The following is a 23,792-nucleotide window of genomic DNA, read 5'->3' on the forward strand; positions in this document are numbered from 1 at the left end:
TCAGGGGCGCGGGGCTGTGTTCAATTTGCGGCTTCCGCCGCGTGGGCGCGAGCGACCACAACGCACCCGCAGCCGCCGAACGACAGAACCCGGCACCCCAGTAGGCACCCCTAGTCCCCGATAAGCGCATCGACGAACGCCTCAGGCTCGAACGGCGCCAGATCGTCCGCCCCCTCCCCCAGCCCGATCAACTTCACCGGCACCCCCAGCTCCCGCTGCACCGCCACCACGATCCCGCCCTTGGCGGTCCCGTCCAGCTTCGTCAGCACGATGCCCGTGATGTCGACGACCTCGGCGAACACCCGGGCCTGAACGAGCCCGTTCTGCCCAGTGGTCGCGTCGAGAACGAGCAGCACCTCATCGAGCGGCGCCTGCTTCTCGACGACCCGCTTGACCTTCCCCAGCTCATCCATGAGCCCGGTCTTGGTGTGCAGCCGCCCGGCGGTGTCGATGAGGACGACGTCGACCCCCATCTCCTTGCCCTCCTTCACCGCGTCGAAGGCGATGGAGGCAGGGTCACCCCCCTCGGGCCCGCGCACGGTGTACGCCCCGACCCGCTCCCCCCACGTCTGCAACTGATCGGCGGCGGCGGCACGAAACGTATCCGCAGCCCCGAGCACGACGGTCCGCCCGTCGGCGACGAGCACTCGCGCCAGCTTCCCCGTCGTCGTCGTCTTCCCGGTCCCGTTGACCCCGACGACCATGACGACACCCGGCTTGCGTCCCTCCGGCTCGGTCCGGACCGCGCGGTCCACGTCCGTGCCGACCAGCTTGAGCAGTTCCTCGCGCAGCAGCCCGCGCAGCTCGTCCGGCGTCCGGGTGCCGAGCACCTTCACGCGCTCGCGGAGTCCGTCGACGAGTTCCTGGGTCGGCATGACACCGACGTCGGCGGTGAGCAGGATCTCCTCGATCTCGTCCCACGTGTCGTCGTCGAGGTGCTCGCGCGACAGCAGCGTGAGCAGCCCCTTGCCGAGGGCGTTCTGGGAGCGGGAGAGCCGGGCGCGGAGGCGGACGAGGCGGCCTGCGGTGGGCTCGGGGACCTCGATCGCGGGAGCGGCGGGCTCCTCGGCGACCGGCAGGTCGACTTCCTCTATGGTGCGCCGCTCTTCGTCGCGCGGCGTCTCGGCCTCGTCCCCGACGTGCGGTTCGGCCGGCGGCGCGGTCAGGTCGGGCGTGACGGACGGCGGCGGAGCGGGCAGCGACTTCTTGCGCCGCCCCCCGACCACGAGCCCGCCGATCGCACCGAGCAGGACGACGGCGATGATGACTACAAGGATGACGGTTTCCATAACCCGTCCAGTATGCGTGACCTCTCCCGTCCCGCACGGTCCCCGGCACCGCCGTGCCGTACCCCTGGTTACCTGACGTCCTGTCAGCTATGGTCCCGTCCCCACTGCCGTAGGCGACGAAGGGGTCCGCCATGCCCGTCTCCGTGCTCCGCTTCAACCTGGCCGCGCCGGGTGCCACCCCCGCCGAGCTGGCGGCCCGCTATCAGGCGGCCCTGCGGATGGCCGTCCATGCCGACGCGCACGGGGTGACGACCGTGCAGACCGAGGAGCACCACGGCGCCGAGAACAACTGGCTGCCGTCGCCGTTCACGTTCGCGGGGGCAGTGCTGGGGGCGACGCAGCGCCTCGCGGTGACCGTCTCGGCCGCCATCGGCCCCCTTCACGACCCGCTGCGCCTCGCCGAGGACATCGCCGTCCTCGACCTCCTGAGCGCCGGGCGCCTCATGACGGTCGTCGGCATCGGCTACCGGCGTGCGGAGTACGACCGGGCGGGTGTCCCGTGGGAGCGGCGGGGCCGTCTCCAGGACGAGTTGCTGGAGACCCTCCTGAAGGCGTGGACGGGCGAGGAGTTCACGTACCGGGGCCGCACGGTACGCGTCACCCCGCGCCCTGCGACGTCCCCCCACCCGCTCCTCCTGGTCGGCGGTTCTTCGGAAGCCGCCGCCCGCCGAGCCGCCCGCCTCGGCCTCCCGTTCTTCCCCAGCGCCCACCTCCCCCACCTGGAGACCTACTACAAGGAACGCCTGACGGAGTACGGCACCGACGGCTGGACCCTGATGCCCCCCGCCGAGACCCCCCTCCTCCACCTCTCGGAGAACCCCGACGCCACCTGGTCCGCCTACGGCCACCACTTCCTCCACGAGGCCCGCACGTACGCCTCCTGGCAGTCGACCGGCATCCACTCGGTGGTCCGCTCCGCCGCGACAACGGTCGACGACCTCCGCGCAGAGGGCATCTACCGCATCCTCACCCCGGACGACTGCCTCACCCAGGGCCTCGACAACCTCGTCCTCCACCCCTTGGCCGGCGGCATGCCTGTGGAGGAGGGGTGGCGGAGCCTGCGGCTGTTCACGGAGCGGGTGTTGCCGGAGGCCGGGGCTTGAGGGTGGCACCGGTGTTTGAATGTGCGGCCCATGAGCCTCTGCGTAGACGTATTCATGCGGGACGAGACCGGCGAGCGCCGCATCCTCGGCGTGCCGGCCGGCTTCGAGAGCCGGCACGCCACGGTGTGGGGTTCGGCGACCGTACGGTCCCTGGGCGCGCGCCTCTTCCCCGTGCTGGCCGACGGCGATCTGTACGTGGAGGCCGCGGACGTATCGGAGCTCCTGCGCGAGGTCCTGCTGCTGCGGGAGCATCTCGATCTGGCCGCCACCAACACCGAACGGCCCAGGGGGCTGGAGGAGCACCGGTCAGGAGATCGGCGGTGGGGTCGTCATCTGGTGAGTCGTCCCGGACACAGAACCGCCGCCCCCGGCGGACCGGGAGCGGCGGACGTGTTCGGGGAGAGGGACAGCGGGGATTGGGTCCCTCTCCCCGGGCTCGGGGGGGGCGGTCAGCCCATTTCCTCCAGGGACTTGCCCTTGGTCTCCTTGACGTACCGGAGGACGAAGGGGATGGAGAGGGCGGCGAAGACCGTGTAGATGATGTAGGTGGCCGAGAGGTTCCAGTCGGCCAGGGACGGGAAGCTCGCGGTGATGGCCCAGTTGGCGATCCACTGCGCGGAGGCGGCCACGCCGAGTGCGGCTGCACGGATGCGGTTGGGGAACATCTCGCCGAGGAAGACCCAGACGACGACACCCCAGGACAGGGCGAAGAAGAGGACGAAGATGTGGGCGGCGACGAGGGCCGTCCAGCCCTGGGCGGTGGGGAGCTTGCCGTCGACGAGGTCGTAGGAGAAGGCCCAGGCCTCCAGCGCCAGGCCGATCACCATGCCGATGGAGCCGATGAGGGCGAGGGGCTTGCGGCCCACCCGGTCGACGAAGATCATCGCGATGACCGTGCCGACGATGTTGATGATCGACGTCGTGAAGGAGTAGAAGAACGAGTCGGTCGGGTCGACACCCACGGACTGCCACAGCGTCGAGGAGTAGTAGAACGCGACGTTGATGCCGACGAACTGCTGGAAGACGGAGAGGCCGATGCCGATCCAGACGATCGGCTTGAAGAAGAAGCCCCCGCCGAGCAGGTCCTTGAACGTCGACTTGTGCTCACTGCTCATCGCGTGCTCGATCTCGGCGACCCGCGCGTCCAGATCCGCGCTCTCCCCCTCGACCTCCGCGAGGATCTCCCGCGCCCGCTCCCGCTTGCCCACGGACAGCAGGAACCGCGGCGACTCGGGGATCGCGAAGGACAGCAGCCCGTACAGCACCGCCGGTACGACCATCACACCCAGCATGACCTGCCACGCCTCGATGCCCATCAGCTTCCCGCGCTGGTCACCGCCGGCCGCGTTCAGCAGCCCCCAGTTGACGAGCTGCGAGATCGCGATGCCGATGACGATCGCGGCCTGCTGGAAGGAGCCGAGGCGTCCCCGGTACGCGGGCGGTGCGACCTCGGCGATGTAGGCGGGGCCGATGACGGACGCCATCCCGATGGCGAACCCGCCGACGACCCGCCACAGCGCGAGGTCCCACAGCGCGAACGGCAGCGCGGACCCGACGGCGGAGACGGTGAACAGCACGGCGGAGATCTGCATGCACCGGATACGGCCGATCCGGTCGGCGATCCGCCCCGCGGTCGCCGCCCCGATCGCACAGCCGATCAGCGCGATGGCGATGACCTGTGCGAGCGCGGCGGAGCCGATGTCGTAGCGGTCCCGGATCGCCTCGACGGCGCCGTTGATGACGGAGCTGTCGTACCCGAAGAGGAAGCCGCCCATCGCGGCGGCAGCGGCGATGAAGATGACGTGCCCGAGATGGTCGGGATGAGCCGGGGCTCCCGCCTTTGTTCCCTGCGCTGTGCTGGTCACGATCAACTCCTCGGGCCTCCGGCAACGCTGCCGGCCTCAGTCAGCCCTTCCAGTGGCGCACAGCACGCCGCCGCCCACCACCTGAAGGGAAAAGCAACGCCCCAGAGGCTATGCCTTCAAGTTCTGAAGTTCCAAGGTGGGGTGATGTGAGAAAGCAGGCACTGACTACGGGGAATGCGCGAGGAGTGTGTTCAAGTCTTGAAGACTCATCGCAGCCGCTGCGAGATCACCTTCGACACCCCGTCCCCCTGCATCGACACCCCGTACAGCGCGTCGGCGACCTCCATCGTCCGCTTCTGGTGCGTGATGACGATCAGCTGCGACGACTCCTGAAGCTCCTGCATGATCCGGATCAGCCGCTGGAGGTTCGTGTCGTCGAGGGCCGCCTCCACCTCGTCCATCACGTAGAACGGGCTCGGCCGCGCCTTGAAGATCGACACCAGCAGCGCGACGGCCGTCAGCGACCGTTCCCCGCCCGACAGCAGCGACAGCCGCTTCACCTTCTTCCCCGGCGGACGCGCCTCGACATCCACCCCGGTCGTCAGCATGTTGTCGGGGTCCGTCAGGATCAGCCGCCCCTCACCGCCCGGGAAGAGCCGCCCGAACACCCCCTCGAACTCCCGCGCGGTATCCCGGTACGCCTCGCTGAAGACCTGCTCGACCCGCTCGTCGACCTCCTTCACGACCTGGAGGAGATCCGTGCGCGTCTTCTTCAGGTCTTCAAGCTGCTCGCTGAGGAACTTGTGCCGTTCCTCCAGCGCCGCGAACTCCTCAAGCGCCAGCGGGTTCACCTTTCCGAGCTGCTGGTACGCCCGTTCGGCCGCCTTCAGCCGCTTCTCCTGCTCGGCGCGGACGAACGGCACCGGCTGGGGATCCTCCTGCGGCTCCTCCCCCTCCGCCGGGGGTGACGGCGGGACGAGCTGGTGCGGGCCGTACTCCGTGACGAGGCCCTCCGGTTCGACGCCGAGTTCCTCCAGCGCCTTCGTCTCGACCTGCTCGATCCGCATCCGCTTCTCGGCGCCGAGCACCTCACCCTTGTGCACCGAGTCGGTCAGCTTGTCCAACTCGCCCTTGAGGTCCCGGCCGACAGTGCGTTCCGCCGCCAACTCCTGTTCCCTCACGGCTTTTTCGGCCTCAGCCTCGGCGCGTTCGGCTTCCGCCGTGCGGACCGACTCCTCCACGTGGGCGAGGAGTTGGCGCGCACCCTGCGCGATGGCGCCGGCCACCTCCGCCTCGTACTTCAGACGGCGTTGCCGTTGTTCCGCCCTCGACCTCGCGTCACGCTCCGCTTTCGCCGCGCGGTCCAGCGAATCCGCCCTGCCTGCGAGGGCCTTGACGCGTTCCTCGTGGGTGCGGGCCTGGAGGCGGGCCTCCATCTCCGTCTGGCGTGCGTTCGCGCCGTCCGCGGCGAGGCGGTCGCGGGTGGAGGTGTCGGGTTCCTCCTCGACCGGGGACTCCTCGGTGACGGCGAGGCGTTCGGCTAGGATCTCGACTTCTTCCAGGGCCTTTTCGAGGGCGTCCTGTGCTCGGACGGCTGCCGCTGTGGCTCTTTCCGCTTCACCTGCTGCGCCTCTCGACTGGCCTGCGAGGCGGCCGAGTTGTTGGGCGACGGTGGATTTCTCCTTGTCGGCGGCTCGTCTGCGGTCGGTCAGGCTTTCCAGCAACTCGGCACATTCTGCGCGGTGTTGCTTTGCGGTGGCTTGTTGTTCCGCCAACTCCTCGCAGCTTGCGGCCAGTTCCTCCAGCTCCGCTGCGGCTTCGTCCACCGACGCCTGGACTTCGAGGAGGCTGGGGGCGCCGGCGGAGCCGCCGTGGGCGAGGTGGGCTGAGAGGAGGTCGCCTTCGGTGGTGACTGCGGTCAAGTGAGGGTGGGTGCGGATGAGTTGTTCGGCTTGGTCGAGGGTGTCCACTACGGCGGTGTTGTGGAGGAGGTGGTGGATTGCAGGGAGGAGGTGGGAGGGTGCGCGGACGAACTCGGTCGCAATAGGCAGTCCGGCGGGTGCGGGATCGTCGTGGCTGGTCGCGCCCACGCGGCGGTAGCCGCAGATCGAACACAGCCCCGCGCCCCTAAAAACCTCACCTCCCGTCAGTAGAAAAGTTGCCCTGCCTCCGTCCTGCTTGCGCAGCAGCCTGATCGCCTCCGCCGCCGCCCCCGGACTGCTCACCGCCACCGCGTCCGCCGCCGCCCCGAACGCCGCTGCCAACGCGATCTCGTACCCCGGCCTGATCGTCAACAGCTCTGCCGCCGGGCCCAGTACACCTGTCAGCCGGTCCTTCGCCGCCAGCACTATCCCCGTGCCGTCCTTGCGGCGAAGCCCCAGCGACAACGCCTCGTGCCTCGCCTTCGTCGCCGCCCGTTCACGCTCCGCCGTGGTCGTCGCCTCGCGCGCCGCGCTCAACGCGGCCTCTGCCTCGGAGAGTTCGCGTTTCGCCACTGCATGCGCCTCGGCCAACTCCGCGTCGTCCGCATCGAGTCCGTCCACCTCCGCCTTCAGCGCCTCGTACTCCTCCTGGGCCGTGACCGCCCTCTCCTGGGCCTCGTCGCGGGCCGCGGTCAGGCGGTCGATCTCGGACTGGGCCGAAGTGGCGCGGGAGCGGGCCGCGTTGACCTGGCCGGTGAGGCGGGCGAGGTGTTCGCGGTGGTCGGCGATGGTGCGGGCGGCGTCTTTGAGGCGGCGCTCTTCGGTGGCCAACTCGCGTTCGAGGTCGGCTCGGTGGGAGACGGTGTCTTCGAGGGCGCGTTCGGCGGCTTCGAGGGCGGCCTCCAGTTCCGCTTCCTGTTCACGGACTCGGGCCGCTTCCCGTTCGAGGTCCTCGGGGTCGCGACCCCGGCGTTCCTCGGGGGGTGCGGAGGTGGCGCTCTTCACGCGGGCGTCGGCGAGGGAGATGGTGCCCCGGACGCGTTCGGCGAGCTGGGAGAGTTCGTGCCAGGTCGCTTGCGCGCGCTGGAGGCGCGGGGTGAGGCGGCGGACCTCGTCTTCGAGGTGGGCCTCGCGCTGGAGGGCCTTCTTGAGGTCCTGTTCGGCCGCGTCCTTGCGTTCCTTGAGTGCCGCCTCGTCGGCGATCTCCGTCTGGAGGGCCGCGCGGAGGCGGACCAGGTCGTCGGCGAGGAGGCGCAGGCGGGCGTCACGCAGGTCGGCCTGGATGACGGCGGCACGGCGGGCGACGGCGGCCTGTCGGCCGAGCGGCTTGAGCTGGCGGCGGAGTTCGTCGGTGAGGTCCTGGACGCGGGAGAGGTTGGCCTGCATCGCGTCGAGCTTGCGCAGCGCCTTCTCCTTGCGCTTGCGGTGCTTGAGGACGCCCGCCGCCTCCTCGATGAACGCGCGGCGGCCCATGGGGTCGGCGTGCAGGACGGAGTCCAGCTGGCCCTGGCCGACGATGACGTGCATCTCGCGGCCGATGCCGGAGTCGCTCAACAGGTCCTGGATGTCGAGGAGCCGGCAGGTGTCGCCGTTGATCTGGTACTCGCTGGAGCCGCCCCGGAACATGATCCGGGTGATCGTGACCTCGGCGTACTCGATGGGCAGGGCGCCGTCGGAGTTGTCGATGGTGAGGGACACCTCGGCGCGACCGAGCGGAGGGCGCCCGGTGGTGCCGGCGAAGATGACGTCCTCCATCTTGCCGCCGCGCAGGGATTTCGCGCTGTGCTCACCCATGACCCAGGTGAGGGCGTCGACGACGTTCGACTTTCCCGACCCGTTGGGCCCCACGACGCAGGTGATCCCCGGTTCGAACCGGAGGGTGGTCGCGGAGGCGAACGATTTGAACCCACGGAGGGTCAGGGCCTTGAGGTGCACGCCGTCGGACTCTACCCGCCGGGTTCGCACCGGTCGGTGAACGCCGGGCGGCCTCGCGGTTTCGCGGGTGAACGCGCCGGGCACACCACACGTTAAAGAGAAGGGGCAGGGCGCAGGCGGGGGAAAGAAAAGAAGGGACGCCGAAGCGTCCCTTGCAGATCTTGACAACTCAAAGCGGTGCCGTAGAGCGGTGCAGCAGCGATCAGGTGAACGCGGGCTCCGGCTGGTGTGCGTCGATGCTCTCCATGAGCCTGTCGTGAGAAGCGGCAGCCGTCAGAGCGTCGTTCTCGGCCTGGATACGGCCGAGTTCGGATTCCAGATCCTGGACGCGCTGCTGGAGCCGTCGCATCTCGGCGAGGAGTCGCGGGTCGGAACCGCCGACGTAACCGAGAAGCGCCTTTGCCATGATGGATGGTCCTCCACACTGAGTGACCGACCGAGACGGTGTGGGTCGTGAGGGATTCGCACCCGACCTCTGGGCAGGATCTGTTGTTGCTGCCGTTCATCCATGCCAAACAGCTAGGTGCGCGGGGTTCCCTCAGAGTCTCACCAAAAAGTTTGACGGTCAACACGATCACACGCCGTGCGGAGCGCTCCGCGGGATCCGCACGGCGGCGGGGAACGGCGGCGCGGGCCTCGCGCGGCCGGAGGGTGTGACGGTCACAGTTGAACGGGGAGCCTGCCAGAGCGCGCCCTTCTTGGCAACCACCTGCTTCTTTCTCTCCGACGCCCCCGACGCCGCCCCTCCTGACGGCCCCCCGGGGCGCCCGGCGTCACCGGATCGCGAAGCCGTCGTACCCGCCTCGTGGTGTGTCCCAAATCTCGGTGACGCCGTCCACGCGGCCGGGCGTGTCGTCGCCTGTCAGCCAGTCGAGCAGCCCTTCGCAGTCACCACGGGTCCCCTCGGCGACGACTTGTACGCGCCCGTCGGCCAAATTGAGAGCAAAACCACTCAGCCCTCCGATCTCCAGCGCCTTGGCCCGCGTGAACCAGCGGAATCCCACGCCCTGTACGTGTCCTCGGACCCAGGCGACCAGTCGTGCATCCTCACTCATAGAGGCAACCTAACCGGCCCGATGTAGCGCAGGACACTTCCTCCCCTGGCGTCATGGGGTACCGTCCCCACCCGGACGAAACGCACCCGTTCGAGTGATTCAGGGACGGGTACGCCGCAGGACGAGGAAGGCCGGACATGGGACGCCACCGACGCTCAGGCGCCGAGACCCCTGCGGAGGGTGCCGCGAGCCACGTCCAGGGCATGGGCACTCCGCTCTCGGAGGCGTACGCCGACGCCAACGCGCGCAGCGCCGAGTACCTGTACGGAACGGGGGCGGACGGGGGCACCGATGCCGACGGTCCGCGCCGGCGTCGTCAAAGCGGCAGGCGGAAGAGTGTGCGGGCCGGGTTGCTCGGGGTGTCCGTGGCGGTCGCGCTCGGGGCGGTCGCCGTGACGTCGGGGGTCGTTCCGGGGCTGGAGAGCTACCGGCTCGGCGGGGGCAGCTCCTCGGACGCCTCCGGAGGGCGGGCCCAGGTCTCGGACTCGCCGACCAACGCGGCTTCCGAGCAGGGGGGTGCGGTGCCGGGGGCGTCCGTGCCGTCGGCGTCGCCCTCTCCGGAGAAGGAGAAGCGGGCGGCGGAGAAGAAGGTGGCTGAGGCGAAACCTTCCGCCAGTCCGTCCGAGGCGCCGGTGGAGGAAGCTTCCGCCCCTGCTCCCGCTCCCGCGAAGAAGTCGGCCGCCCCTGAGGCGCCGGCCGCGCGGCAACCCGACAGCTCCAAGGCGTCGGCCGCCGTCTCGTCGGAGCTTCAGGCTGCCGCCCAGGTGCTCGTGCTGGTCAACGAGGAGCGGGCGAAGGTCGGTTGCAGCGCGCTCTCCGCGAACAGCGCTCTCGCCGAGCTCGCCCGGAAGTTCAGCGAGGACATGGCCGCGCGCGGGTTCTTCGACCACACCGACCCCGACGGCAAGTCCCCCTGGGACCGGGCCGCCGCAGCCGGGATCAGCGATCTCGCGGGCGAGAACATAGCCCGCGGGCAGGGCGATCCCGCCGCCGTGATGGAGGCGTGGATGAACAGCCCCGGCCACAAGGCGAACATCCTGAACTGCGACTTCAAGACGCTGGGCGTGGGGGTGCACTTCGGTTCGGGCGGGCCGTGGTGGACGCAGGACTTCGGCTACTGACGACGCGCACACAGGAAAGTGCGCTAACCCTGAGAAAGTGCAACCTGTCGGTAAGCGCTGATGTCCCTTACCCTTTTCCTATGACCAGCGCCCAGGAGACTCCCATCGAGGAGCTGCCGTTCAACGTGTTCGCCCGAGCCTGTCCCTCCCGGACCACCCTCGAACACGTCACCGGCCGCTGGGGCGGACTGACCCTCGGCGCCCTCCACGAAGGCTCCCTGCGCTTCAACGAACTCCGCCGCCGCGTGGACGGCGTCAGCGAGAAGATGCTCTCCCAGACCCTCCACGCCCTGGAACGCGACGGCCTGGTCCACCGCGAGGCCCAGCCCACCAACCCCCCACGCGTCGACTACGAACTCACCCCCCTCGGCCACCAGGTCGCCGCCCGCCTCCTCTCCCTCATCACCCTCGTCGAGGGCCACATGGACGAGGTCATGACGGCGCGTGTCCGGTACGACGAGACACACGGCGACCGCTGAGACACCGTGGACGCGGCCGATCAACGGACCGGAACTCGCAGGTCACGCCGGGTACTTCGACCAGCCGAGCCACTTCGTGTGCCGCGCCGACGGGGAGATCATCGCGAGCCGGACACCGGAGGGCGAAGCGCATGATCGCCTACCCCACCTCGCGGGACGCGCCCGCGCGCACCGACACACCAGCACGCCGCGACGGCACCACCGCGTGGGCGCGAACAACCACGACGCACCCGCACCCGCCGACCGGCAAGCCCCGTCGACGCCCCCGCACGACCTCGCGCCCCTACCCCGCGACCCGCGGCGCCCGCTGGCACCTCGGGCAGAAGTAGCTCGACCGGTTCATCCAGGCCCGCCGGGCCATCGGCGTCCCGCAGCGGTTGCACGGTTCGCCCTCGCGGCCGTACGCGTCGAGGGAGCGGTCGAAGTAGCCGGATTCGCCGTTGACGTTGACGTAGAGGCTGTCGAAGCTGGTGCCGCCGACGGAGAGGGCGGCGTTCATGACGTCGCGGACGTGGCCGAGGAGTTCGGTGGTGCGGGGGCGGGTGAAGCCAGGGGTGGGGCGGTCGTAGTGGAGGCGGGAGCGCCAGAGCGCCTCGTCCGCGTAGATGTTGCCGACGCCGCTGATCAGGGACTGGTCCAGCAGAGCGCGTTTGATGGTGGTGCGCTTGCGTCGGAGGGCCTGGTGGAACGCCTCGTCGTCGAAGAGGGGGTCCAGCGGGTCGCGGGCGATGTGGCCGATGACGTCCGGGAGGCCGTCGTCCGTCGTGTCGTGGAGGGAGAGACCGCCGAAGGTGCGCTGGTCCACGAAACGGAGTTCCGTCTCGACCTCGTCCGCGAAACGGACCCTGATGCGCAGGTGCTTCTCGTCGGCGGTGTCCGGGGGCTGGACAAGGAGCTGGCCGCTCATGCCGAGGTGCGCGAGGATCGCCTGGCCGCTGTCCGCGAGGGGCAGCCACAGGTATTTGCCGCGCCGGGAGGGTGTGCCGATGCGGTGGCCCTTCAGCCGGTGCGCGAAGTCGTCCGCGCCGGCGAGATGACGGCGGACGGCTCTCGCGTGGAGCACCTCCGCGTCGGCGACCGTACGCCCGGCCACCCACCGTTCCAGACCCCGCCGGACGACCTCGACCTCGGGCAACTCGGGCATGGCACTCCCCGGATGTGAGCCGAGCGCCCGGCCCCGGCGAGGGGGCGGGCGCTCGGTCGGCTGTTCTCTTACGCGGAGGCGGACTCGGCGTCGGTGGCGGCCTCCTCGGCCGCCGCCTCTTCCTGTTTGATCCGTTCGTCCGCGGCGGCGCGAATCGCACGCCACGCGGACTCGGCGGCTTGCTGCTCCGCCTCCTTCTTGCTGCGGCCGGTGCCGGTGCCGTACGAGACGCCTCCGACGCGGGCGGCAGCAGTGAAGGTCTTCTCGTGGTCGGGACCGGTCTCCGTGACCAGGTACTCGGGGACTCCGAGCCCTTCGGTCGCGGTGAGCTCCTGGAGGCTGGTCTTCCAGTCCAGGCCGGCACCGAGGTTCGAGGACTTCTCGATGAGCGGGTCGAACAGGCGGTGAACCAGTTCGGAGGCCGCGTCGAGGCCCTGGTCGAGATAGACCGCGCCGATCACCGCTTCGAGGGTGTCGGCGAGGATGGACGCCTTGTCCCGGCCGCCCGTGCCCTCTTCACCCCGGCCGAGCCGGATGAAGGAGCCGAGGTCGAGGCCGCGGCCGACTTCCGCCAGTGCGCGTGAGTTGACCACCGCGGCCCGCAGCTTGGCCAGTTGGCCTTCGGGCAGGTCGGGGTGGGTGGTGTACAGCGTGTCGGTGACGACGAGACCGAGCACGGAGTCCCCGAGGAACTCCAGCCGCTCGTTCGTCGGCAGACCGCCGTTCTCGTACGCGTAGGAACGGTGCGTCAGCGCACGCACCAGAAGGGCGGACTCCAGCTGATAGCCGAGCCGCCCTTCCAGAAGCGTGTGGGACGAGGCCGTGTTGTCCGCAGAGTTTTTCTTCGGCGTGGACACAGTGCCTCTCACCAGCCTCAGACTTCGAGGACCTGGCGCTTGTTGTAGGTGCCGCAAGACGGGCACGCGATGTGCTGCTGCTTGGGCTCGTGGCAGCGCTCGCACGCAACCAGGGGGGTGACCGCAGCCTTCCACTGCGACCGGCGGTGGCGCGTGTTGCTGCGCGACATCTTCCGCTTCGGAACAGCCACGGCTACTTCTCCTGCTTCTCGTCGACGCCGGTTTCAGCGCCGCTGATCTTGTCCTTCTCGTCGGATTCGAGCGAACCCGAGAGTTCCTGCAATGCCGCCCAACGGATGTCGACGGCGTCGTGGTGGTGACCGGGGTCGTCCGCGAGCCGCACTCCGCACTCGGAGCACAGGCCCTGGCAGTCTTCCCGGCACACCGGCTGCATCGGCAGTGCGAGCACCACCGCGTCCCGCAGCACGGGTTCGAGGTCGAACAGGCCGTCCTCGATGAAGAGCGTGTCCTCGTCGTCCTCGGCGTCGTCGTCGGGTTCCGCCTGTTTCGGGCGGCCCCGCTCATCGGCGTCGGGGTACGAGAACATCTCCTGGAACTCCGCGTCGAGATCGAACTCGACCGGCTCCAGACACCTTACGCACTCCCCTTCGGCCTGTGCACGGGCGGTGCCTGTGACAAGCACCCCTTCCATGACGGACTCCAGGCGGAGTTCCAGTTCGAGGGGGGCGCCTTCCGGCACCCCGACGACTCCTTGGATCCCGAGATCCTTGGGGGCGTCGATCTCACGGGTCAGGCGCTTGAGCGCGCCAGGACGCCGGCCCAGCTCGTGCGTGTCGAACACGAGGGGGTTGCGGTGGTCGAGGCGGGCGTTCGCGGCCATTCCTGTTTCTGATCTCTTCCGAACTGGAGGGACGCCGCCCAGCGGTGCTTCGGGGCAGCGGTGATCGCGGACGTGCACGCGACCGAAGAGCCAGGATACTGGAGCTTTCTCCCATAGCCCAATCGGGGTCCCGGCTAGAGCCCTCGTCCCTGTTCGTAGGCCCGCAACTGCTCCGGCGTGATCATGCCGGTGTCGAAGAGGCTCGTCTCGTCGAGGGCGTACGACTGCTGGGGCTGGGCTTGCTGCTGAGGCTGCTGGACCTGCGCCTCGTACGCCTGCTGCTGACCGTCGTACCCCTGGTAGGCGCTCGCCGCGTACGGGTCGGCCTGCTGGTAGCCGTACGGGTCCGGCTGCGCGTACGGCTGGTCGTAGCCGCCGTAGCCGTCCTGGTAGCCGTAGGCGGGCTGCTGGTCGTAGCCCTGGACGACGGGCTGCCCGGCGGACGCCGTGGCCTGGGCCGGGATCGGGGTCGAGCCGGTCCGGGAGGACTCCTCACGGTCGGAGAGGGCCGCGAGGTCGGCGAGGTAGTCGGCGTCGGAGGAGTGCTGGTAGGTCGTGTTGTCGTCGGCGAGGGCGCTGAGGTCGTCGCTGGCGATCCGGCCGTGCAGTTTGTCGCGGCCCCGGCCGACGGCCTCCAGCGTCTTGGCGAGGACCGCCTCGAAGGCGCCCAGCTTGGCGTCGACGTAGCTGTCGGCGTCCTTGCGGAGGGTCTCGGGGTCGTGGCTGCGCTCGGGGGCGTCCTCGTCCTCGTAGCCGTTCTCGTCCAGGCCGGGGCCCGTGCCGAGGAGCTTCTCGCGGCCCCGGCCGACCGAACCGAGGGTCTTGGTGAGGACGACCTCGAAGTTGGCGAGCTTGGAGTCGACGTACTCGTCGGCCTCGGCGCGGACCTCGTCGGCCTCCTGGCGGGCCTCCGTAAGGATGCGGTCGGCCTCGGCCTGGGAGCGGCGGGCGACCTCCGTGCCGGAGATCAGCGAGCCGCGCTCGGCGTGCGCGGTGGTGATGATCCGGTCCGCCTCCTGGCGGGCCTGCTCGACCATCTGGTCACGGTCGCCGATCAGCTCCTGGGCCTGGGCGAGGGAGTCGGGCAGCGCGGCCCGGACCTCCTCCAGCAGGGCGAGCAGGTCGGCGCGGTTGACCACGCACGAGGCCGACATGGGCATCGACCTCGCACCGGACACCGCGGCGACGATCTCGTCCAGCTTCTTCTGTACGTCCACCTAGGCTCGCCACTCTCTACCGCTGTGTTGGAGACGGACAAGGCGACTGTAGCCTCCGACGCCCCATCAGTCCTTGCGCAGGCGCTCGTTGAGCGCTTCCAGGACGACCGGCGGCACGAGGTGCGCGATGTCACCGCCCCAGTTCGCGACCTCCTTGACGAGCGAGGAGGACAGGAAGCTGTAGGTCGGGTTGGTGGGCACGAACAGGGTCTCGACGCCGGTGAGGCCGTTGTTCATCTGGGCCATCTGCAACTCGTAGTCGAAGTCGCTGACCGCTCTGAGGCCCTTGACGATCGCCGGGATGTCCCGCTGTTTGCAGAAGTCGACCAGCAGGCCGTGGAAGGACTCCACGCGGACGTTGCCGTACTCGGCGGTGACCTGGCGGATCAGGTCGATCCGCTCCTCGACCTCGAAGAGGCCGTTCTTCGCCTTGTTGATCATCACCGCGACGTACACCTCGTCGTAAAGGCGGGAGGCGCGGGAGATGATGTCGAGGTGTCCGTTGGTGATGGGGTCGAACGACCCGGGGCAGACGGCGCGGCGCACTGGTGGTCCCTCGCTCTCCGGTCCGGTCATCGTGCGTCTTCGCACGTGGCGTTGGCGCCCGTGGCGGTGTCGTCGCCCGTGGCGGCGCGACCGTACCAAAACGTCCCTTCGCCGTAGCGACGGGCCTTGACCGGCTCGAACCCCTCCGGCCAGTGGAACTCTCCGCCTCTGGTGCTGCGTTCCACGGTGACGATCGCGTCGGGTGCGAGCCAGCGTTCCGTGCGGAGTGTGAGGAGGATCTCGCGAAGATCGTGATCTGTGACGGCGTACGGGGGGTCGAGGAAGACGATGTCGTACGGGGTGGCGGGGGGTGCCTGGACGATCTGTTCGGCCTTGCCCTGTCTGACCTCGGCGCCGGGGAGGGCGAGGTTCCTGACGTTCTCGCGGATGGACTTGACGGCTTTGGGGTCGGTCTCCACCAGGAGGGTGTGGGCCGCGCCCCGGGAGAGGGCCTCCAGGCCGACGGCGCCCGAGCCCGCGTAGAGGTCGAGGACGCGTTCGTCCGTGAAGGGACCGGCGAGCAGGGACTCCCAGGTGGACATGAGGGCTTCGCGTGCCCGGTCGGAGGTGGGGCGGGTACCGGTGCCTGGGGGGACGGCCAGTCGACGTCCGCCGGCGGTGCCGGCGATCACGCGAGTCATCTTGAGGTCCTTGGTCGGGGACGGGTGCGGGTCCAGTGTGGCTCAGCCCTTCTCCAAGTACTGCTCCCGCTCGTCGTCCAGCAGCGCGTCCAGCGCCGTCCGCAGCCCCGGCAGCCCCTCCAGTTCCGGGTTCTCCCCCACCAGCCGGGTCGCCTCGTCCCTGGCCTGCGCGATGACCTCCTCGTCCTCGATGACCTCCAGGACCCGCAGCGAGGAGCGGGCCCCCGACTGGGCCTGGCCGAGCACGTCGCCCTCTCTGCGCTGTTCCAGGTCGATGCGGGACAGCTCGAAGCCGTCCAGTGTGGAGGCGACGGCTGTGAGCCGCTGGCGGGCTGGGCTGGCCTCCGGCATCTCGGTGACGAGGAGACAGAGCCCGGCGGCAGAGCCTCGCCCGACCCGGCCCCTCAACTGGTGGAGCTGGGAGACGCCGAAGCGGTCGGCGTCCATGATGACCATGGCGGTGGCGTTGGGGACGTTGACGCCGACCTCGATGACGGTGGTGGCGACGAGGACGTGGGTCTCGCCGGCCGCGAACCTCCGCATCACCGCGTCCTTGTCGTCGGGGTGCATACGGCCGTGCAGCACCTCCACCTGGATCCCGTGGAGCGGCCCCTTGGAGAGCTGGTCGGCGACGTCCAGCACCGCCAGCGGGGGCCGCTTCTCGCCGTCCGGTGTCTCCTTCTTGGCCTTCTTGGCGTCCTCCTCGTCCCCGATGCGGGGGCACACGACGTACGCCTGATGCCCCTTGCCGACCTCCTCGCGGACGCGTTCCCAGGCGCGCGTGAGGAAGTGGGGTTTGTCGGCGGCCGGCACGACATGCGTGGCGATCGGGGAGCGGCCCGCCGGAAGCTGGTCGAGCACGGACGTCTCCAGATCACCGAAGACGGTCATCGCGACGGTCCTCGGGATGGGCGTGGCCGTCATCACCAGCAGATGCGGCGGCTGCTTCCCCTTCCCCCGCAGCGCGTCCCGCTGCTCCACCCCGAACCGGTGCTGCTCATCGACCACGACCAGCCCCAGATCATGGAACTGCACCTTGTCCTCGATCAGCGCGTGCGTCCCGATGACGATCCCGGCTTCCCCGGTCACCAGATCCAGCAGCGCCTGCCTCCGCGCGGCCATCCCCATCGACCCGGTGAGCACGACCACCTTCGTCGCCCTCTCCGACCCGCCCAGCATCCCGCCCTCGGCCAGATCCCCCATCATCTCCACGACCGACCGGTGATGCTGCTGCGCCAGCACCTCGGTGGGCGCGAGCATCGCGGCCTGCCCACCCGCGTCGACGACGGCGAGCATGGCGCGCAGGGCGACCAGCGTCTTTCCGCTGCCGACCTCCCCCTGAAGCAGCCGGTGCATCGGATGGCTCGTCGCGAGGTCGTCGAAGATTTCGCGGGAGACCTTCTGCTGGCCGTCGGTGAGGGTGAAGGGGAGGCGGTCGTCGAAGGCGGTGAGGAGGCCGTCGGGGGAGGGGACGCGGGGGACGGCGGGGAGGAGGGTGTCGGCGTGGCGGCGGCGGGCGAGGGCGACTTGGAGGACGAAGGCCTCGTCCCATTTGAGGCGGGCGCGGGCGTCGGCGACGTCGGCTTTGGTGTGGGGGCGGTGGATCTTGAGGAGGGCTTCGGGGAGGGGGAGGAGGGCGCGGCCTTCGCGGAGGGTGGGCGGGAGGGGGTCGAGGGCTTCCTGGGCCAGCGGGAGGATCGTCTGGATCGCCTTGGCGAGCTTCCAGGACTCCAGTTTGGCCGTGGCCGGGTAGAGGGGGATCAGGGTGCCCGCCCAGGTTTCCACCGACTCGTCGTCGGCGTCGGTGGTCTTGAGGAGCTGGTAGGCGGGGTGGGCGAGCTGGAGGCGGCGGTTGAAGACGGAGACCTTGCCGGAGAACATCGCGCGGGTGCCGGGGAGGAGTTCCTTGTGGGGTTTGTGCACGCCGTTGCCGAAGAAGACGAGCTGGAGGCGCCCGCTGCCGTCGGTGATGGTGACTTCCAGTCGCTGGCCCTTGCCGCGGGGGGCTTTGGAGGAAGCGAACGTGTGCAGGCGGGCGTCCGCGACCATCGCGACGACCGTCACGTGTTCGTCCATCGGGAGGTCCGCGAGGTGCGTGAGCTGGCCGCGCTCCTCGTATCTGCGCGGATAGTGGTGCAGGAGGTCGCCGACCGTGTGCAGGCCGAGGTTCTCGGCCATCACCTTCGCGGTGGCGGGGCCGAGCACTTTTTTGAGTGGTTCTTCCAGTGCGGGCACGAGATCCATTGCACACCACGCCACTGACAATGCCCGACACGTGTCTTGAAACCCCTGGTCAGACGCGTCGCTTGGGCCCTAGTATGTCGCGCCTCACGCCATCCCTTCCGCGGTCACCTCCCCATTCCGGGACCGCCCGACCCCGCGCCGAAGCACGTCCCCCCACCGGCGCTGCGACGATGGACTCCCAGACCTCACAGTCATCCCAGGCATCCCAGTCACCTCACACGTTCCAGGTCGACCTGCGTGGTCTGGTGGACCTGCTCTCCCATCACCTCTACTCCAGTCCCAGGGTCTACCTCCGCGAGCTGCTCCAGAACGCCGTGGACGCGATCACCGCCCGGCAGGCGGAGGATCCCGGGGCCCCGGCGCGCGTGCGGCTGTTCACGGACGGCACTCAGCTTCGGGTGGAGGACTCCGGCATCGGGCTGACCGAGTCCGACGTGCACAGTCTGCTGGCGACGATCGGCCGCAGCTCCAAGCGTGCCGAGGGCCTCCAGGAGACGCGTTCGGACTTCCTGGGCCAGTTCGGGATCGGTCTGCTGGCCTGTTTCGTGGTCGCCGAGCGGATCCGCGTGGTCTCCCGGAGCGCGCGCACGCCGCAGGCGCGTCCGGTGGAGTGGACGGCGCGCGACGACGGCTCGTACTCCGTGCGCACGCTCCCGGACGAGGCGCGTCCCGAGCCGGGGACGACGGTGTACCTCCAGGCGCGCGCGGGCGCGGCCGAGTGGCTGGCTCAGGCGCGGGTCCTGGCGCTGGCGAAGGACTTCGGCTCGCTGCTGCCGTACGACGTGCGGGTGGGCGAGGAGGCGGTGACGGACCTGCCGGCGCCCTGGGACCGCCCGTACCCCTCCCCCGCGAACCGCCGGGTGGCGCTGGCGCGGCACTGTCACGCGCTGTTCGGGTTCACGCCGCTGGACTCGATCGAGCTGTCGGTGCCGCTGGCGGGCATCCGGGGTGTGGCGTACGTGCTGCCGGCGGCGGTGTCCCCGGCGCAGCGGGCGACGCACCGGGTGCACCTGAAGGGCATGCTGCTCACGGAGCGCGCCGAACAGCTCCTGCCGGACTGGGCATTCTTCGTGCGCTGTGTCCTGGACACGGACTCCCTGCGGCCCACGGCGTCGCGCGAGTCGCTGTACGAGGACGAGACGCTGGCGGCCGTCCGGGAGGCGCTCGGGGAGCGGATCAGGGCGTGGCTGACGGGTCTCGCGGCGGGCGACCCGGAGCGGCTGGCGGCGTTTTTGGCGGTGCATCACCTGGGCGTGAAGTCCCTGGCGCGGCACGATCCGGAGATGCTGCGGACGATGCTGCCGTGGCTGCCGTTCGAGACGACGGACGGCCGGCTGTCGCTGGAGGAGTTCGCGCAGCGCCACCCGGTGGTGCACTTCACGCGGACGGTCGAGGAGTACCGCCAGGTCGCCCCGATCGCCTCGGCGCAGGGCATCGGTGTGATCAACGGCGGTTACACGTACGACAGCGAGCTGGTGGAGGCGTTGCCGTCGGTGCGTGCGGGCACGTCGGTCGCGGAGCTGGACGCGGACACGGTGACGGCTCATCTGGACGCCGTGGACACGGCGGAGGAGCTGGCGCTGTCGGCATTCCTGACGGCGGCGCGCGCGAAGCTGGACCCCCTGGGGTGCGACGTGGTGCTGAGGGCGTTCCATCCGCTGTCGGTGCCGGCGCTGCATCTGGACGACCGTCAGGCGCGGCACGAGCAGGCGCGCGCGGACGCGGAGTCGCAGGCGGACGACCTGTGGGCGGGCATCCTGGGGTCGTTGCGGGGTGGTGCGCCGCGCGCGCGGCTGGTGCTGAACCATCTGAACCCGCTGGTCCGGCGGATCAGTTCCCTGAAGGACGCGGAGCTGATCGGCACGGCGACGGAGTCGTTGTACGGGCAGGCGCTGCTGATGGCGCAGCGTCCGCTCAGGCCGGCCGATTCGGCGTTGCTGAACCGGGCGTTCATCGGTCTGCTGGAGTGGGCCACTCATGGTGAGGGCGGCAAGGATGAGTGAGTTCGGGGAGATCAGGGACTTCGATTCGCTGCGGCGGGCGATGGCGGAGAACGGTGAGGAGCCGGAGGGTCCGGCGCGCAACGCGCGCGCGGAGCAGTTGCTCGCCGAGGCGGAGAAGCTGAACGTGCCGCTGGCGGTGATCGAGGCGCTCGGGCATCAGCTGAAGGTCTACAACTACAGCTCCGAGAAGGCGAAGATGTTCGTCCCGTTCGCGCGGCTGCTGCGCATGTGGGACGAGCGTCCTGAGGACTTCGACGAGTACGAGGCGCACTCGCTGCACTGGGTCTTCAAGTGGATGTCGGCGGGGATGCTGGACCAGCCGCACATCCCGCTCGCGTCGGTGGAGAAGTGGCTCGGCGAGATGGAGCACCGCTACCGGCTGGCGGGGCACTCGGAGCGGGCGGTGCGCAGCGCGGAGTTCAGTGTCGCCGCGCACGTGGGCGACCTGGCGCGCGCGGAGCGGGCGTTCACGGCGTGGCTGGCGGCGGACCGGGACCAGATGGCCGACTGCCACGCGTGCGAGCTGCACGGCCAGGGCTGGTGGCGTGCGGAGTGCGGGCAGGACGAGGAGGCGCTGCGGCTGTGGGCGCCGGTCCTGGACGGCGAGTACGTGTGCGCGCACGAGCCGCACACCGTCCTGGCGTCGTCCCTGCTGCCGCTGCTGCGCCTGGGGCGGCTGGAGGAGGCGCGGGCGAACCACCTGCGGGGGTTCCGGCTGGTGCGGTCCATGGAGTCGATGCGGGGCGCGTACGCGGACCACGTCGAGTTCTGCGCGCTCACCGGGAACGAGGCGCGGGCGCTGGAGCTGCTGGCGGAGCGGCCGGCGTACTTCACGGACGCCGGTCATCCGCGCAGCAAGCTGGACTTCCTGAGTGTCGTCACCCTGCTGACGGACCGCCTGGTCGCGCTCGGCGTGGGCGGGCAGCGGGTGCCGGGTCCGGCGGGCGGAACGTGGACGGCGGCGGAACTGGCGTCCCACGCGCGCGGGGAGGCGCTCCAGTTGGCCGCCTCGTTCGACGCCCACAACGGCACGGCGCACGTGACGGAGCGGGCCCTGGCGCGGATGGCGCAGGAGCCGCTGGCCGGCCGGTTGCCGCTGGGGGTGCGCGGAGCGCGTCCGGTGGTGTCGGCGGCCTCCCCGGTGCCGGCGCCCCGGGTGCCGGAGCCGTCGGGTGAGCCGGATCTCGCGGGGCTCCTGGCGGAGGCCCGCCGGCAGTCGGACACCCTCCAGCCGCGTGCCGTGGAGGCGTGGCTGGCGGTGGGTGAGGCTGCGGCGGCCGGGGACGTGGAGCTGGAGCCGCGTGACCGCGCGGAGCTGGCCGAGCACGAGGGCATGGCCCGGGGCGCGGAGGGGCTCGCGTCATTCGACGAGGCGGCCCACTGGTACGCGGAGGCGGACGACCCCGGCGAGTCCCTCGCGGCACGCGCGCGTGGGGTGTACGTCCGGGCGCTGGCCGGTGACGTGGAGGAGGCTCTCGCGGCGGTGGAGGAGCCGTACGACCGGGTCCTCGCCCTGTACGCGGAGGGCGGCACCGGGGTGCGGCAGGCGGCCGGGGTGCTGATGAGCAGGGCGCGGATCCTGATGCGGTGCGCGCACGGGGCGGCGGAGCAGGAGGAGGGCGACGCGGACACGCGGGAGGACGTGTTCTCGGTCGCGGAGGCCGCGGTGCGGGAGGTGCTGGCGCTGGTCGGCGGGCGGGCCGGGGACGACGTCCGGTTGCACGCGCGCGTGGCGGAGGCGCACGCGATGCTGGCGGAGCTGGCGGCGCTGGGCGGCGATCCGGAGGGTGCGGCGCAGTTGTTCGCGCGGGCGTCCGCCGAGTTCGTCGCGGCGGGGCTGCCGTGGTTCGCGGTCGAGTACGAGGCCCGGCTCGCGTCGCTGGCGCACCACCTGGGCGACATGACGCAGGCCGAGCGGGCGCTGCGGGCGGCCCTGGAGCACGGCGGACCGGTCCTGGAGCCCGTGGGACGGGCGCAGCTGCACCTCCAGCTCGCGGAGGTCGTCGGGGGCCGGGGAGACGCCGAGGAGGCCGCTGAGCACGCCCTGGAGGCCGCGCACTGGGCCGACGAGGCGGGTGAGGGTCCGACGTTCGGGGCGTGGGCCCGGCACCAGCTGGGCGGTCACCTGGTCCGGCAGGGCCGGTGGGCGGAGGCCGCGGAGGTGCTGGAGTCGGCGCTGGCGGACCTGACCGCCGACACGCACGGCGACGGGACGGTCGTCCAGACGAAGTGGTGGCTCGGTGACTGTCTGAGCGAGCTCGGGGAGCACCGGGAGGCCGCCGAGCGGCGTCTCCAGGCGGCCGAGATCGCCCGGCACTGGCCGGAGCAGCACGACCACGCGACGCTGGCGCACCTCGCTGCGGAGTCCCTGGGCCAGGCGGACCTGCTCCCGGAGGCCGACCAGGCGTACGCGCGCGCCGGTGAGCTGTGGCGGGACCTCGGCAACGTCCACGGCCTGGTGCGTTCCCTGCGCGCCCGCGCGTGGCTGGCGCTGCGCACCGACGACGGCGTGTCCGGCGCGCGCGAGCTGATGACGGCGGCGGTCACGGAGTGCGCGGACGCGCTGGACGCGGCGGACGACCCGGAGTCCCGGCACCGGCTGGTCTCCGAGCTGGGCCACACCCACCGCCAGTTCGGCGACCTGCTGGCCCGTTCGGCGCCGGAGGACGCGGACGACGACTCGATCCGCGCGGCCCTGGAGGAGGCGCTCGCGCAGATCTCCGACGCGGTCGCCGTCTTCGCCGCCCTCGCGGACGACGCCCTGCACGCGCGCACGTCCGCCGAACTGGCCGCCGGCTGGCTGGAGGCCGACCTCGGGCGCCCGCAGGACGCGGCGGCCCGCGCGCGGGGGGTGCTGGCGGCGTACAGGGCAGAGGGGGACGACGAAACGGTTGCGTCCCGGCGTACGGAGGCGGAGCAGTTGCTTCAGGGGGTGCAGGAAGAGAGCTGAACTCTCTACAGAAAGAGAGCTGAACTCTCTAATTCCGACTGCCCCAGCTCTACTCGACGCCGATGAGCAGCAGGGAGCCCTGGCGGCCACCCCGGTACACCACCGTGTCGACCGCCAGGTACGCCTCCCGCACGCGCGCCTCCAGCTGACCGGCGACGTCCTCGGGAGCGTCGTCCCCGAGGACGAGGGTGACCAGTTCGCCGCCCGCCGAGAGCATCCGGTCGAGGACCGTGCGGGCCGTGTCGGTGACGTCCGTGCCGATGACGGCGACGTCTCCGTCGACCAGCCCGAGGACGTCGCCGGCCTGGCAGATGCCGGCCATCGTCCAGGACTGGCGTTCGGCGACGGTGACCTCGGCGTAGCGGGTGGCGCCGGCGGCGGAGGTCATGGAGACGACGTCCTCGTCGAAGCGGCGGTCGGGTTCGTGGACGGCGAGGGCGGCGATGCCCTGGACCGCCGAGCGGGTCGGGATCAGGGCGACGCGGATGCCCTCCGTGCGGGACTGCTCCGCCGCGGCGGCGGCCGTGTGGCGCAGGTCGGCGTCGTTGGGCAGCAGGACCACCTCACGCGCGTGCGCGCGCCCGACGGCCTCGACCAGTTCCCCGCTCGCGGGCGGCTCCCCCGGCCTGGCCAGCACGGT

At 70.6% G+C, this 23,792-nt stretch carries 19 protein-coding genes and 1 pseudogene; 6 read left to right on the plus strand and 14 right to left on the minus strand.

Annotated features, from left to right (window positions below; genetic code table 11):
- Window positions 1-110 precede the first annotated feature (110 nt).
- Window positions 111-1,289 carry a signal recognition particle-docking protein FtsY gene (ftsY, locus tag ACVNF4_RS04970; RefSeq protein WP_461801417.1) on the minus strand — a complete coding sequence of 393 codons (1,179 nt, stop codon included), beginning with the start codon at window positions 1,287-1,289 and terminating at the stop codon, window positions 111-113.
- Window positions 1,290-1,420: 131 nt separating this feature from the next.
- Here ftsY and ACVNF4_RS04975 point away from each other — a divergent pair, with 131 nt between their 5' ends.
- Together ACVNF4_RS04975 and ACVNF4_RS04980 are read left to right on the plus strand one after the other, a co-directional pair.
- Entirely contained in the window at window positions 1,421-2,392 is a 972-nt protein-coding gene (locus tag ACVNF4_RS04975; protein ID WP_461801418.1) for an LLM class flavin-dependent oxidoreductase, read from the plus strand.
- 30 nt (window positions 2,393-2,422) lie between these two features.
- Window positions 2,423-2,929 carry a hypothetical protein gene (locus ACVNF4_RS04980; protein ID WP_461801419.1) on the plus strand — a complete coding sequence of 169 codons (507 nt, stop codon included), beginning with the start codon at window positions 2,423-2,425 and terminating at the stop codon, window positions 2,927-2,929.
- Here the strand turns inward: ACVNF4_RS04980 and ACVNF4_RS04985 are convergent.
- The 4 genes from ACVNF4_RS04985 to ACVNF4_RS05000 all read right to left on the minus strand — a co-directional run bounded on the left by ACVNF4_RS04985 (window position 2,842) and on the right by ACVNF4_RS05000 (window position 9,109).
- Window positions 2,842-4,257 carry a sugar porter family MFS transporter gene (locus ACVNF4_RS04985; RefSeq protein ID WP_461801420.1) on the minus strand — a complete coding sequence of 472 codons (1,416 nt, stop codon included), beginning with the start codon at window positions 4,255-4,257 and terminating at the stop codon, window positions 2,842-2,844. The genes ACVNF4_RS04980 and ACVNF4_RS04985 overlap by 88 nt on opposite strands.
- Window positions 4,258-4,463: 206 nt before the next feature.
- A complete protein-coding gene (gene smc / locus ACVNF4_RS04990; RefSeq protein ID WP_461801421.1) occupies window positions 4,464-8,054 on the minus strand; it encodes a chromosome segregation protein SMC in 3,591 nt (1,196 codons plus the stop codon).
- Between the two features lie 202 nt (window positions 8,055-8,256).
- Window positions 8,257-8,460 carry a hypothetical protein gene (locus ACVNF4_RS04995; RefSeq protein ID WP_010353869.1) on the minus strand — a complete coding sequence of 68 codons (204 nt, stop codon included), beginning with the start codon at window positions 8,458-8,460 and terminating at the stop codon, window positions 8,257-8,259.
- 367 nt (window positions 8,461-8,827) lie between these two features.
- The gene (locus tag ACVNF4_RS05000; RefSeq protein WP_461801422.1) at window positions 8,828-9,109 is read right to left on the minus strand and encodes an acylphosphatase; all 282 of its coding nucleotides are present in this window, start codon (window positions 9,107-9,109) and stop codon (window positions 8,828-8,830) included.
- A 137-nt stretch (window positions 9,110-9,246) separates the two neighbouring features.
- Between ACVNF4_RS05000 and ACVNF4_RS05005 the strand changes: the two genes are divergently transcribed.
- Window positions 9,247-10,230: a CAP domain-containing protein gene (locus tag ACVNF4_RS05005; RefSeq protein ID WP_461801423.1), complete on the plus strand. Its 984-nt coding sequence runs from the start codon at window positions 9,247-9,249 to the stop codon at window positions 10,228-10,230.
- A gap of 80 nt (window positions 10,231-10,310) precedes the next feature.
- Window positions 10,311-10,709 carry a winged helix-turn-helix transcriptional regulator gene (locus ACVNF4_RS05010; RefSeq protein WP_461801424.1) on the plus strand — a complete coding sequence of 133 codons (399 nt, stop codon included), beginning with the start codon at window positions 10,311-10,313 and terminating at the stop codon, window positions 10,707-10,709.
- Between the two features lie 283 nt (window positions 10,710-10,992).
- On the opposite strand, the gene mutM is transcribed toward ACVNF4_RS05010, so the two are convergent.
- The 8 genes from mutM to recG form a co-directional block, all read right to left on the minus strand.
- Window positions 10,993-11,853 (minus strand): bifunctional DNA-formamidopyrimidine glycosylase/DNA-(apurinic or apyrimidinic site) lyase, encoded by an 861-nt coding sequence (mutM, locus tag ACVNF4_RS05015; RefSeq protein WP_461801425.1) that lies wholly within the window; start codon window positions 11,851-11,853, stop codon window positions 10,993-10,995.
- Window positions 11,854-11,921: 68 nt separating this feature from the next.
- Window positions 11,922-12,710, minus strand: coding sequence for a ribonuclease III (rnc, locus tag ACVNF4_RS05020; RefSeq protein WP_461801432.1), 789 nt, complete (start codon window positions 12,708-12,710; stop codon window positions 11,922-11,924).
- Window positions 12,711-12,727: 17 nt separating this feature from the next.
- Window positions 12,728-12,901, minus strand: coding sequence for a 50S ribosomal protein L32 (gene rpmF / locus ACVNF4_RS05025; RefSeq protein WP_015657589.1), 174 nt, complete (start codon window positions 12,899-12,901; stop codon window positions 12,728-12,730).
- Window positions 12,902-12,903: 2 nt separating this feature from the next.
- Window positions 12,904-13,551, minus strand: a complete 648-nt coding sequence (locus tag ACVNF4_RS05030; RefSeq protein ID WP_461801426.1) for a YceD family protein — start codon at window positions 13,549-13,551, stop codon at window positions 12,904-12,906.
- A gap of 134 nt (window positions 13,552-13,685) precedes the next feature.
- Window positions 13,686-14,768: a DivIVA domain-containing protein gene (locus tag ACVNF4_RS05035; RefSeq protein ID WP_461801427.1), complete on the minus strand. Its 1,083-nt coding sequence runs from the start codon at window positions 14,766-14,768 to the stop codon at window positions 13,686-13,688.
- Between the two features lie 66 nt (window positions 14,769-14,834).
- Window positions 14,835-15,314, minus strand: a complete 480-nt coding sequence (gene coaD, locus ACVNF4_RS05040) for a pantetheine-phosphate adenylyltransferase (protein ID WP_461801433.1) — start codon at window positions 15,312-15,314, stop codon at window positions 14,835-14,837.
- Between the two features lie 26 nt (window positions 15,315-15,340).
- A complete protein-coding gene (gene rsmD / locus ACVNF4_RS05045) occupies window positions 15,341-15,955 on the minus strand; it encodes a 16S rRNA (guanine(966)-N(2))-methyltransferase RsmD (RefSeq protein WP_461801428.1) in 615 nt (204 codons plus the stop codon).
- Window positions 15,956-15,997: 42 nt separating this feature from the next.
- The gene (gene recG, locus ACVNF4_RS05050) at window positions 15,998-18,199 is read right to left on the minus strand and encodes an ATP-dependent DNA helicase RecG (protein WP_461801429.1); all 2,202 of its coding nucleotides are present in this window, start codon (window positions 18,197-18,199) and stop codon (window positions 15,998-16,000) included.
- Between the two features lie 170 nt (window positions 18,200-18,369).
- Between recG and ACVNF4_RS05055 the strand changes: the two genes are divergently transcribed.
- Both ACVNF4_RS05055 and ACVNF4_RS05060 read left to right on the plus strand, forming a co-directional pair.
- Window positions 18,370-20,202: an HSP90 family protein gene (locus ACVNF4_RS05055; RefSeq protein ID WP_461801430.1), complete on the plus strand. Its 1,833-nt coding sequence runs from the start codon at window positions 18,370-18,372 to the stop codon at window positions 20,200-20,202.
- Complete coding sequence (locus ACVNF4_RS05060) at window positions 20,195-23,152, plus strand: tetratricopeptide repeat protein (protein WP_461801431.1); 2,958 nt, start codon at window positions 20,195-20,197, stop codon at window positions 23,150-23,152. Before ACVNF4_RS05055 ends, ACVNF4_RS05060 begins: the two co-directional genes overlap by 8 nt.
- 49 nt (window positions 23,153-23,201) lie before the next feature.
- Here ACVNF4_RS05060 and ACVNF4_RS05065 read toward each other — a convergent pair.
- A pseudogene (locus ACVNF4_RS05065) lies at window positions 23,202-23,792 on the minus strand (DAK2 domain-containing protein); the annotation flags it as partial.

The organism is Streptomyces sp. S6, assembly GCF_054880855.1.

Bases quoted from the DNA above. Each gene is read 5' to 3' on its own strand.
- ftsY (WP_461801417.1), bottom strand. From the start codon at position 1,289: ATGGAAACCGTCATCCTTGTAGTCATCATCGCCGTCGTCCTGCTCGGT.
- ACVNF4_RS05060 (WP_461801431.1), top strand. From the start codon at position 20,195: ATGAGTGAGTTCGGGGAGATCAGGGACTTCGATTCGCTGCGGCGGGCG.
- mutM (WP_461801425.1), bottom strand. From the start codon at position 11,853: ATGCCCGAGTTGCCCGAGGTCGAGGTCGTCCGGCGGGGTCTGGAACGG.
- ACVNF4_RS04975 (WP_461801418.1), top strand. From the start codon at position 1,421: ATGCCCGTCTCCGTGCTCCGCTTCAACCTGGCCGCGCCGGGTGCCACC.
- ACVNF4_RS04995 (WP_010353869.1), bottom strand. From the start codon at position 8,460: ATGGCAAAGGCGCTTCTCGGTTACGTCGGCGGTTCCGACCCGCGACTC.
- rsmD (WP_461801428.1), bottom strand. From the start codon at position 15,955: ATGACTCGCGTGATCGCCGGCACCGCCGGCGGACGTCGACTGGCCGTC.
- ACVNF4_RS04980 (WP_461801419.1), top strand. From the start codon at position 2,423: ATGAGCCTCTGCGTAGACGTATTCATGCGGGACGAGACCGGCGAGCGC.
- recG (WP_461801429.1), bottom strand. From the start codon at position 18,199: ATGGATCTCGTGCCCGCACTGGAAGAACCACTCAAAAAAGTGCTCGGC.
- ACVNF4_RS05055 (WP_461801430.1), top strand. From the start codon at position 18,370: ATGGACTCCCAGACCTCACAGTCATCCCAGGCATCCCAGTCACCTCAC.
- ACVNF4_RS05010 (WP_461801424.1), top strand. From the start codon at position 10,311: ATGACCAGCGCCCAGGAGACTCCCATCGAGGAGCTGCCGTTCAACGTG.
- ACVNF4_RS05030 (WP_461801426.1), bottom strand. From the start codon at position 13,551: ATGGCCGCGAACGCCCGCCTCGACCACCGCAACCCCCTCGTGTTCGAC.
- ACVNF4_RS05005 (WP_461801423.1), top strand. From the start codon at position 9,247: ATGGGACGCCACCGACGCTCAGGCGCCGAGACCCCTGCGGAGGGTGCC.
- ACVNF4_RS05000 (WP_461801422.1), bottom strand. From the start codon at position 9,109: ATGAGTGAGGATGCACGACTGGTCGCCTGGGTCCGAGGACACGTACAG.